General features: G+C 52.6%; 9 protein-coding genes. 6 read left to right on the forward strand and 3 right to left on the reverse strand.

Annotation, left to right across the window (positions count from 1 at the left end):
* Positions 1-331 precede the first annotated feature (331 nt).
* From rfbA to IE151_RS06450, 5 genes are all read left to right on the forward strand, one after another.
* Positions 332-1,210 (forward strand): glucose-1-phosphate thymidylyltransferase RfbA, encoded by an 879-nt coding sequence (rfbA, locus tag IE151_RS06430; RefSeq protein ID WP_189489005.1) that lies wholly within the window; start codon positions 332-334, stop codon positions 1,208-1,210.
* Positions 1,203-1,757, forward strand: a complete 555-nt coding sequence (rfbC, locus tag IE151_RS06435) for a dTDP-4-dehydrorhamnose 3,5-epimerase (RefSeq protein WP_189489007.1) — start codon at positions 1,203-1,205, stop codon at positions 1,755-1,757. Before rfbA ends, rfbC begins: the two co-directional genes overlap by 8 nt.
* A 38-nt stretch (positions 1,758-1,795) precedes the next feature.
* A complete protein-coding gene (rfbB, locus tag IE151_RS06440; RefSeq protein WP_189489009.1) occupies positions 1,796-2,851 on the forward strand; it encodes a dTDP-glucose 4,6-dehydratase in 1,056 nt (351 codons plus the stop codon).
* Complete coding sequence (rfbD, locus tag IE151_RS06445; protein ID WP_189489011.1) at positions 2,851-3,747, forward strand: dTDP-4-dehydrorhamnose reductase; 897 nt, start codon at positions 2,851-2,853, stop codon at positions 3,745-3,747. Before rfbB ends, rfbD begins: the two co-directional genes overlap by 1 nt.
* A gap of 64 nt (positions 3,748-3,811) precedes the next feature.
* Positions 3,812-6,052, forward strand: a complete 2,241-nt coding sequence (locus IE151_RS06450) for a glycosyltransferase family 2 protein (protein WP_210310865.1) — start codon at positions 3,812-3,814, stop codon at positions 6,050-6,052.
* Between the two features lie 24 nt (positions 6,053-6,076).
* On the opposite strand, the gene IE151_RS06455 is transcribed toward IE151_RS06450, so the two are convergent.
* From IE151_RS06455 to IE151_RS06465, 3 genes are read right to left on the reverse strand one after another with little or no spacing between them, the layout of a single operon-like run.
* Positions 6,077-7,270 (reverse strand): class I SAM-dependent methyltransferase, encoded by a 1,194-nt coding sequence (locus IE151_RS06455; RefSeq protein ID WP_189489015.1) that lies wholly within the window; start codon positions 7,268-7,270, stop codon positions 6,077-6,079.
* 34 nt (positions 7,271-7,304) lie between these two features.
* Positions 7,305-8,654 carry an ABC transporter ATP-binding protein gene (locus tag IE151_RS06460; protein ID WP_189489017.1) on the reverse strand — a complete coding sequence of 450 codons (1,350 nt, stop codon included), beginning with the start codon at positions 8,652-8,654 and terminating at the stop codon, positions 7,305-7,307.
* Entirely contained in the window at positions 8,644-9,432 is a 789-nt protein-coding gene (locus IE151_RS06465) for an ABC transporter permease (protein ID WP_189489019.1), read from the reverse strand. Before IE151_RS06465 ends, IE151_RS06460 begins: the two co-directional genes overlap by 11 nt.
* Before the next feature lie 193 nt (positions 9,433-9,625).
* Here IE151_RS06465 and IE151_RS06470 point away from each other — a divergent pair, with 193 nt between their 5' ends.
* Positions 9,626-10,546, forward strand: coding sequence for a glycosyltransferase family 2 protein (locus IE151_RS06470; RefSeq protein ID WP_189489021.1), 921 nt, complete (start codon positions 9,626-9,628; stop codon positions 10,544-10,546).
* Positions 10,547-10,615: the final 69 nt, after the last annotated feature.

The following is a 10,615-nucleotide window of genomic DNA, read 5'->3' on the forward strand; positions in this document are numbered from 1 at the left end:
GTGCATGTGCATGAGCGTTGCCATCTTGCATTCAGCTCATCGGCGAGGACCAATCCCGAGTGTATGTTACGAAAGTGCTAAAAATCTTGACTACAATGAGTCATTCAAATTGTCTGATTGTCCATTTAGGACACAATCATAAGCTTCTTGCTGAATCGACGAACGTTCTGCATCCCCAGTGTGTTGCCGGCCGTCACAATACCTTCGAGGCTGAAAGGAAACCAGTGCCGTATCAAACTGAGAGGAAATCTCGTCGACGCATTCTCCCGGATGGGCTTATGCATTTTCAGTGCGAACGTTCGACGAATCAACAAGATCAAGGAGCGGCCTCTTGAAAGGTATAGTACTTGCGGGTGGAAGCGGGACACGTCTGTATCCGGTGACAGTGCCGGTCTCAAAACAGCTTCTGCCGATATATGACAAGCCTATGGTCTATTATCCCATCGGCGTTCTGATGATGGCTGGCATCAAAGAAATACTGCTCATCACGACTCCGCGGGATATGGAGGCCTTTACCACTCTGCTGGGCGATGGCTCCAACTTCGGAATTTCGATAAGCTATGCTGTGCAGGAGCAGCCGAACGGACTCGCAGAGGCATTTATCATTGGTCGGCAGTTCGTCGGCGATGATTCTGTCGCACTCGTCCTCGGCGATAATATTTTCTATGGCGCCGGCCTTGCAGACCTCTGCACGGAAGCGCGTCTCCAGCCCGACGGAGCAACTGTCTTCGCCTATTGGGTTGATGATCCGCAGCGCTACGGCGTGGTCGAATTCAATGCCAAGACCGGCGTCGCGCAATCGATCGAAGAGAAGCCGACGCAACCCAAATCTAACTGGGCAGTAACCGGCCTGTATTTCTACGACAACGACGTTTTGGATATCGCCGCAAGCATTAAGCCTTCTGCGCGCGGTGAGCTGGAAATAACCGATGTAAATAACGCTTATCTGGCCCAAGGAAAATTGCGGGTCGCGAAGCTTGGGCGGGGATATGCGTGGTTGGACACTGGCACCCACGACAGCCTGCATGAGGCATCGTCTTATGTTCGGACTATCGAGAAACGTCAGGGCATAAAGATCATGTGTCTGGAGGAGATCGGTTATGAGCTTGGCTACGTTGATGACGAGCATATGGAGCGTCGAGCAGACGAGCTCGGGAAAACCGAATATGCAAACTATCTGCGCCGCGTAAAAGGAATGCCCCGTGTTTGAAATTCGATCGCTGGAGATCAAGGACGTCAAGGAGATCATTCCGGAAAAATTCGGCGACGATCGCGGCTTCTTTTCCGAGACCTATAATCAGGAATCATTCAAGGCGCTCGGCGTCGATCTCCAGTTTGTTCAGGACAATCACTCGCTCTCCGCCGAAATCGGAGTGCTCCGGGGGCTTCACTATCAGCTTCCTCCAAAGGCGCAGGACAAGCTCGTTCGCGTGGTAAAGGGAGCTATATACGACGTTGCTGTTGATATAAGGCGCTCGTCTCCGACCTACGGAAAATGGGTGGGTCTGGAAGTATCAGCGGCAAAATGGAACCAAATTCTTGTGCCAAAGGGCTTCGCGCATGGCTTCGTCACTTTGGAGCCGGGGACCGAGGTCGTCTATAAGGTCAGTGATCTGTATTCCCCGGAACTAGATCGAAATATTCGCTACGACGATCCGAGTATCGCGATCTCGTGGCCCGATCTCGGCAGTGCTTTCAAGCTGTCGGAAAAGGATCGGAAGGCTCCGGGTTTCGGTGACGCCGAAACGTTCGAGTAATACGATTGAGCGAACCAAATTTGATGTCGGAGAATGAAATGAAAGTTTTGGTCACTGGAGGAGCTGGTTTTATCGGTTCCGCTGTCGTGAGGCATCTGGTTTCCCGGCCTTCGGTAAATGTCATAAACGTCGACAAGCTAACCTATGCAGGCAACCTCGCCTCGGTGGGCTCTGCTTCAGAGCGTCCCAACTATAAGTTTTATCAGGCCGACATCTGTGATGAACAAGCGATGCTGGATATGATGCACGCGGAGAAGATCACGCACATCATGCATCTTGCAGCGGAGAGCCACGTCGACCGATCAATCGACGGTCCCGCAGCATTTATCGAAACCAACATCGTGGGCACGTTTCGTCTCCTGAATGCCGCTCTGTGCTACTGGAGGACGCTGGCGCCCGAGATGCAGGCGGCATTTCGGTTCCATCACATATCGACAGATGAAGTGTTTGGAGACCTTCCATTCGACAGCGGCGTGTTCACGGAAGAGACACCGTATAATCCGTCTTCTCCCTATTCGGCCTCCAAGGCGGCGTCCGATCACCTCGTGAGAGCGTGGTTCGAGACCTATAAGCTGCCGGTGGTTCTCTCCAATTGCTCCAACAACTATGGCCCTTTTCATTTTCCCGAGAAGCTCATCCCCCTCGTGATATTGAACGCTCTCCATGAAAAACCTCTCCCAGTTTACGGAAAGGGCGCAAACATTCGCGACTGGCTTTATGTCGAGGATCACGCTCGGGCCCTCGAGTGCGTACTGACCAAGGGAAAAACGGGCGAAAGCTATAATATTGGTGGGCGGGCTGAACGGACTAATCTTCAGGTTGTCGAGGCCATCTGTGCTATTCTTGACCGTAAGCGTCCGAGAGGCCAGGGCAGCTATCGTGATCTCATTCACTTTGTGACTGATCGCCCCGGACACGACAGACGTTATGCAATTGATCCGACCAAGATCGAAAGCGAGCTGGGCTGGAGCGCTGAAGAAACGTTTGAAACCGGGCTGGAGAAGACAATCGACTGGTACTTGGCGAATGAGGCCTGGTGGCGCCCGATCCGGGACAAGGCCTATGCGGGAGAGCGACTGGGGCAGGTGGCGTGATGGCTGCCAAACGTGTTCTTGTAACAGGTAATACCGGTCAGGTTGCGCAGGCAATGATGGCTGCGAAGCCAGAGAATGTGGAACTGAGCTGCCTGGGGCGCCCGGATCTTGATATAACCGATTTTGATGGTTTGCGACGAGCAATATCCGTTTTTCGCCCGGACGTTATCGTTAATCCCGCCGCTTATACGGCAGTTGATCGGGCCGAGACGGAGAGTTCTCTGGCCTATCTGGTCAACCGCGATGGTGCAGGCAATGTTGCACGTGCTGCTGCTGCTGCCGGCATCCCGATTATACATCTTTCTACCGATTATGTCTTTTCTGGCGATGCACCTGATCCATATGTCGAAACTGACGCGGTCGGCCCGCGGAGTGTGTATGGTGCTTCCAAGCTCGCAGGGGAGGATTATGTCGCTTTCTATAATGCGCGGCACGTCATCCTTCGGACAGCATGGGTATTTGCCCCCTGGGGTAATAATTTTGCCAGGACGATGATGCGTTTGGCTGGTGATCGCGAAACGGTAAATGTTGTTGCGGACCAATTTGGGTCACCTACTTATGCTCCGCACATCGCGGCGGCGATATATGCCGTGACAACCCACATTCTCGAAAATCACGAAGCAGACCAATGGCGCGGCGTATTTCACATGACCGGAACAGGCGATACGAACTGGGCGGGTTTCGCGCGTGAAATATTTTCCGAGAGCAGTAAACTTGGCCTGCAGAGCGCAAACGTCCAGGACATAACAACCGCCGATTATCCGACACCGGCCAAACGTCCTGCCAATTCGCGTCTCAGCAACCGAAAGTTCTCAGACGTTTTTGGTCACCCCCTACCTGAGTGGAAAAGTGGGGTGCACCAATTCATCGAGGCTGTACAACGGGCATTGATTTAATCCCATGCAACATTTTCTTCGACGTGAACAGAGACTGAGCCTTTCGGGTGTGAATGATCTTCACTTGATCAGCAAAGGCGAAAAGGCTGATGAGTGGGAAATCATCGGCAATGACCCGCAGTTTCTGGTTGACCTCACGGAACCACTTCTGCCGGGCATGTACCGGATGCGGTTGCTGGGATTTTCAGCCGACGACGCTTTGATGTCTCCGGTCCTTTATTTTGACCGGGGCGAGGGCTTTTCTGAGGGAGATACGATTTCTCTGAGGATACGGAAAATCGGCGCATCCTATCAAGCTGCCTTCGAGTTGCCGGCGGTAACGTCGCGACTTCGCTTCGATCCAGGTGTGACGCCGGGAACGTTCCTTCTGAAAGACGTAACCCTTCGCCGTATCTCTTCATCGTTTCACCGGCTGAGAAGGATCGTCAGTACGGCGAGCAACAGGATGGATACGCCGAGGAAGGCGTGGAACACGGCAAGCCGCTCTCTCGATATCCTTCGAGCCGAGGGGGTGAGTGGCCTTATGAAGGAGGTCGAGCGGGTTTCGTCGAGCGACGGAGATAATTCGTCCCCCGGCCAGCGGACCTATGAGGAATGGATTCGCCTCTACGACAGTTTCTCTCCAGACGATCTTCGGGCCATGCGCGATGCCGCAGAAAAGCTGGAAATTCAGCCGCTGATTTCTGTAGTCATGCCTACATATAATCCGCCGGAGAATCTGCTTGTTGAAGCGATTGAAAGCGTTCGTGCGCAGGTCTACAGCAATTGGCAGCTTTGTATCGCCGATGATTGCTCCACGGATCCCCACGTCAGGGAAGTTTTGACACGGTACATGCAACTAGATGACCGTATTTGTGTGACGTTTCGTGAGACAAATGGGCACATTTCCGCGGCCTCGAATTCCGCTCTCGAGATTGTTCGGGGAGAGTGGATAGCGCTTCTTGATCATGATGACATTTTGCGGCCGCATGCGCTTTACGAAATCGTTCAGGAAATTGCCCGGCATCCCGAAAGCGCTCTGATCTACAGCGATGAGGATAAGATTTCTGAAGCCGGAGATAGATTCGACCCGTTTTTCAAACCGGATTTCTCGTTAGAACTTCTTAGGTCGCAGAATTATTTCAATCACCTTACGGTGCATAAGACAGATAATATTCGCAGGATCGGTGGCTGGAGGAAGGGGTATGAAGGTAGCCAGGACTATGATTTGAACCTTCGTCTCATAGAGGGGCTCCATCCCGACCAGATACGACATATTCCAAAAATACTATATCATTGGCGCGCTGTTGCCGGTTCCACCGCCGCATCAGGCTCGGAAAAAAGCTATGCTTACGATGCTGGTTTCAGAGCGTTGAAAGACCACGCAGCACGGATAGGCGAGGGCGCGGATGTTGTTCCGATAGAGAATCTGCCCTTTTATAATTATCGTTATGCTGTTCCAACCCCGGCACCGCTTGTCAGTTTGATCATTCCAACCAGAGACAAGGTGGAGCTTGTTCGCGGCTGTGTTAGTTCTATCCTGGAGAAAACGGAATACAAAAACTATGAAATCATCATAGTTGATAACGGTTCTGTGGAGCCGGAGACGAAAGAGTATTTCGAATCCTTGCAGTCAATCGAGAATATACATATTATCGATTATGATAAGCCGTTTAATTACTCGGCTATAAATAATTACGCGGTTCAACATTCCAATGGCACGATCGTCGGCCTGATCAATAACGACATCGAGGTTATTTCTCCGGGCTGGCTGACTGAGATGGTTTCCTTGGCCGTACAGCCTTCGATAGGTTGTGTGGGCGCGAAGCTTTATTATGGAAACGATACTGTTCAGCACGCAGGTGTTGTGGTCGGTGTTGGAGGGGTCGCAAACCATTTTCATCTAGGCGCTAAACGTTACTCCGACTTTGGGTACTTCGGGCGTTTGAGGGTTCGCTCAAACGTGACGGCTGTTACCGGCGCTTGCCTGCTTATCGATAAAAGAAAGTATCTAGACATAGGTGGTCTAGACGAGACGAATTTGAAGGTCGCCTTTAACGACGTCGACCTATGCCTTAAGAGTCTCGAAGCCGGATACCTTAACGTTGTGACGCCCTTCGCTGAACTCTACCATCTGGAGAGCGTTTCACGAGGAGCTGAAGATACCCCTGAAAAGAAGTTGAGGTTCTCTTCAGAAGTCGAATTCATGAAATTGCGTTGGAAGGATAAACTTAATAACGACGCCTATTATAATTTGAATTTCAGTCTTGATTCTCCTGACTTCTCTTTGGCGTTCCCTCCACGTGTGCGAGCAATAATACTTTAGGTAGAATATCCCGGGCGAATGTTATTATTCCTCTTTTGCGAAAACGTCTGACTTTGTTGTCTCAGGGGGGGTGATTTCTTGTATGACTCCTTCCGCGCTCATTGGCACGCGCCCCTCATGGCGACCATGGAAGAGATAGTGTTCCAGAAGTCCTGATCCGGAAGTCACAACATCCGGATATTCCTGAGCATAGAAGACCGGATCGAATTCGGCGGAGGGACTAAGCCCGGCCTCTTCGCCTTCGTCTAGATAGTGGCGGCAGAGTGCAAGCGCGTCGTCGGTGGAAAGCCCAGCCAGCTTTGCATAATGGTCCGGACTGAAAAAGCCGCTTGCCAGAATCTTGAGGGGGAGATCGTCGGATACGTCCGACGTATTGACCTTCGGAGAGTTGAAGCCTGTGTAGAGCGTAATCCGCTCGCCCGCGTTGTGCTGGAGCATACGCAGCATCTCTGAGAGGGACGGCGCATCAGGACCCATGTGAAAAGGGTCGCGCTCTTCAACCTTGCAGAACGCTTCTGCATAAAAATGATCGGTAATGGCATTACCGAGACGGGAAAACACGCTCCGCGGCAGCAGCCCATTCATATCTGCTTGCCCCCGAAGAAGCGCAAGCACCGGTTCCGGTAGGTTCTCGGACAGGGCCAACACCCCCAGCCCATGCGAATGAGAGAAGTTGAACGCGAGATGTTCCTTCGCCAATTCCTCGAAATATCGACCCACACCGAAATCCCGGTTAGTAACCGCCGTATCGTGAAAAAGAACGACAGCGTTTGCTGTCAGCTTCTGTCGCCAGATTTCGAAATCGTGCTTCACCGCGTCATAAGTGTGGAGCCCGTCTATATGGAGCAGGTCTATGCTGCCGTCGTCGAATTCGCGGGTCGCATCGTCGAAGCTGGTCCGGTGCAGGTGAGGGCGATCTCTGTAGCGGTTCTTCATATATCTCTTGAGATCATCGTAGACGGCCGTGTCGTAAGCCCCTGCATGCTCATCGCCAGCCCAGTGATCGACAGCATGAAGCGCCGTGTCCAGTTCGAGGCGATCGACCGCCTGGCTGAATGCGCAAAACGAATTACCGCTGTGAGTTCCTAACTCGACGATTTTTTTGGGTCGGAGATTCTCGACAATCCAGAAAGCAAAAGGAATATGACCCGCCCACGAGACTGGAAACTCGACCCGTTCCGGAAGCTGAATGGATGAAGGCGTCGTATAGGCTACCATGAATTTCTCCGGCTAAAGGAATGGGATGAAAGGGTTAAGCAGGAGCGGAGCTCTGCGCGGTATCGGTATCGTTAAGCTTCAAGTCGATCTCATGCATCGGGATACCCAGAAGCCCTTGGCGATGATGCCCGCCCTCGCACCGAAACGTAACTGCCGTATCTACCCAGTGTTGCTGGACGTGATCGCTCTGCGTACCGGTAGCGAGAGCGGCGCAGACAGCGTAGTCGCCTGTCGGCAGATAAGGCATCTGGAACGAAAAGCGCGCGACGAACCGGTCGCCGGCAGGAATTTCGAGGGGGCTGTGCGCGAAGCTTAGATAGGTATTGTCGCCAAACAGGTTCTGCCCCAGCTTGTCCCTGACGAAAAAACCAACAATAGGGCTTGCCAGATCCGCGAGGGCGGTCGCTTCGACGACAAGCGTCACCTCGCTTCCGCCTTCGATCACCGAAAGCGGGGTTTGATCTTCTGCCTGGAATTCGACATTGACGATCTTGCCCTGGGCGGCTCCGTATGAGGGCGCTTCGGAATCGAAAGCAAACACCTCAATGTCATTTCTGTGCGTTGAAGTCGCGATCAACTCGTGGCGAAGATCGCGACGAGGCTTCTTTGCTTCGCGCTTTCTGCCTTGAATGGAGAAACCGCCCACATCGTCGCCATGCAGCGCTGCCTGGTAGGCAAGTGAAATCTCCTTGGCTTCTCCCTCAGCCCTGATTTGTCCTTTGTCCATCCAGATCGCACGGTCACATAAGGCATTCACGGACGCCGTATCGTGCGAGACGAAGAGGATGGTCCCATGCTCCTTGAACTTGCGAATAAAACGCATGCATTTCTGGGTGAAAGCGGCATCGCCTACGGACAGGATCTCGTCCACGATCAGGACGTCAGCATCGACATGCGCTGCCACGGCGAAGGCCAAGCGAGCATACATGCCGGAGGAATATGTTTTGACCGGCTGGTCGACGAAATCCTCGATGCCGGAAAAGTCCACGATCGATGGCTCTCTTTCGGTGATTTGATCCGGCGATAGTCCGAGGATTGCGGCACTGAGCCGGATATTCTCTCGACCTGTGAACTCGGGATTGAACCCCGCGCCCAGTTCAAGGAGTGGTGCAACCCGGCCTTTCACCTCGATGCTGCCGGTCGTGGCCTGAAGGGTGCCTGCGATAATTTGCAGGAGTGTGGACTTACCGGAGCCATTGCGTCCGACTATGCCAACGGTCTCGCCGCGGCGGACAACGAAATCCGCATTTTGCACGGCCCAGTACTCGCTGTAAAAGCGGCGGGACCGGAAGAGCATCTGTTTCAGCCGGTCATGGGGCTTGGCGTAGATTTGATATGCCTTTCCCAGCCCTTTTCCTTCGATGATGATTTCGTCAGATGACATCGGAGAACGCCTTTTTTGTACGCTTGAACCATTCGAGGCCGAGGCTGAAAACCAGAAGACTAAAAAGTAAACTGACGGCAAACTCGAACAGGGATGGAATCTTGCCCCAGAACAGGAGGTCGCGGGCCTGCAGGGCCGCGGGCGTGAGCGGATTCAGGTAAAGAAGCCACCGATATGCCTCGGGCACTGATTCCGGATCGTAGAAAATAGCAGAAAGGAAAAGCATGGCCGTGGAGAGCGGGGCAGTGATGTGGCGGACATCGCGCAGGAACACGCCAACCGATGAAAGAAAATAACTGACGCCAAGTGTGAACAGCACCAAAGGCAGCAAGCTGATGGGCAGCAGCAGGGCTGTGTATGGCGGGATGCCGAATAGGCCGAAATATATGAGAAAGAATGCGATGAAGGATATGCCCGAATTTATCAGCGCGCCAATAACAGCGACGACGGGCAGAATCTCGAGGGGGAAAACGACCTTCTTCACATAAGAGCTATTTTCCAGAATCAAACTTGGCGCTCGGTTGAATGGCTCGGAAAACAACCCGAACACGATCAGGCCCACGAACAACAGCATTGGAAACGGGAATTGGGTGGTTGCGTCTTCAGGCTGCGGCCATCGGGACCCGAGAATGGATCCGAACACCAGCGAATAAACCGCGAGCATGGCAAGAGGTACGATGATCGCCCAGAACCAACCTAAAAAAGAACCCTTGAAACGCTGATCAAATTCACGCCGGGTAAGGCGCCGGATTAAGGAAAGATGATGTGTAAATGCCATTCAGGTGGATTCTCTATTGAAGATGCGGCATGGAACATGACGAGTATGGCATGGTTACGGCACCGCGCGGTTGCCGGTCAATCTCTTTCGCGCCGCCCATAAATAGCGGGATTAGGCCAGCGAAGTGTACGAGGTTCCCAGCGGCGCTGGGGATGGGCGTATATGATGGAGTTAGGAGAGGTCGCTCAAAAACATGAGAAAAACATCAATCTTGTTGGCGACCTGTAATGGTGAGCGGCATCTGCGTGAACAGCTTGATTCCATAGCTGCCCAGGACAATGGTGCCGTTGACTTGTGGATTAGTGATGATGGCTCGACGGACGGCACACTCGCGATTTTGAATGAGTACCGTAATCGCTGGACGTGCGGGGCGTATAATATCGATCAAGGGCCGCAGCGTGGTTTTGCGGAGAATTTTCGTTCCCTGATTATTAAGACCCCGGATGATGCAGATTTCTTCGGTTTCTGTGATCAGGATGACGTCTGGCTACAAGACAAACTGTCACATGCCATGGAGATCATGGATAAACGTGATGAGAACAGGCCGATGCTGTACTGCGGCAGGACGATTCTCATAGATGAACAAGGCCGCCAGGTCGGTTTATCCCGTCTGATCAAGCGAAACCCCAGCTTTCAGAATGCATTGCTGCAAAATATTGCTGGCGGAAATACCATGCTGATGAACAGAGCGGCGTTCAAGATCGTGCAGGAGAGTGCGAGGCTCACTCCCTTCGTGAGTCACGATTGGTGGTCCTATCTTATCGTTTCGGGCGCAGGGGGAAAGATATATTATGACAGTGTTCCCAAGCTCTTATATCGTCAGCACAGCGCGAACGCGATCGGGGAAAATCGTAGCTGGACAGCGAAAATCTCTCGTTTGAAGTCCTTGTTTGGCGGAAAATTTCGTCTCTGGAGACGATCTCATGCCGAAGCAGCGAGGAGCGCAAGAAGCTTTCTTGACGGAGCCTCCCAACGAACCTTGGAAAACTTCCTTCAGTCATTTGAGGGAAATCTTATAAGGAGAGCTAGATACATTCTAAAAAGTAACGTCTACCGGCAAAGCTACCCGGAGACGGTGCTTATATATGTTCTCGTTTCTCTCGGTTTTGTATAATCCGTAAAAGAGAATGGCCGGGCTTTTTGCAAACCCGGCCATTCCCGTCAATGTATTTCAAGCTGGCGG

Source organism: Limoniibacter endophyticus, from assembly GCF_014652835.1.
GTDB lineage: Bacteria > Pseudomonadota > Alphaproteobacteria > Rhizobiales > Rhizobiaceae > Limoniibacter > Limoniibacter endophyticus.

Excerpts from the sequence above, each read along its gene's own strand:
- rfbB (WP_189489009.1), top strand. The coding sequence starts at position 1,796 with ATGAAAGTTTTGGTCACTGGAGGAGCTGGTTTTATCGGTTCCGCTGTC.
- rfbD (WP_189489011.1), top strand. The coding sequence starts at position 2,851 with ATGGCTGCCAAACGTGTTCTTGTAACAGGTAATACCGGTCAGGTTGCG.
- IE151_RS06455 (WP_189489015.1), bottom strand. The coding sequence starts at position 7,270 with ATGGTAGCCTATACGACGCCTTCATCCATTCAGCTTCCGGAACGGGTC.
- IE151_RS06460 (WP_189489017.1), bottom strand. The coding sequence starts at position 8,654 with ATGTCATCTGACGAAATCATCATCGAAGGAAAAGGGCTGGGAAAGGCA.
- IE151_RS06465 (WP_189489019.1), bottom strand. The coding sequence starts at position 9,432 with ATGGCATTTACACATCATCTTTCCTTAATCCGGCGCCTTACCCGGCGT.
- IE151_RS06470 (WP_189489021.1), top strand. The coding sequence starts at position 9,626 with ATGAGAAAAACATCAATCTTGTTGGCGACCTGTAATGGTGAGCGGCAT.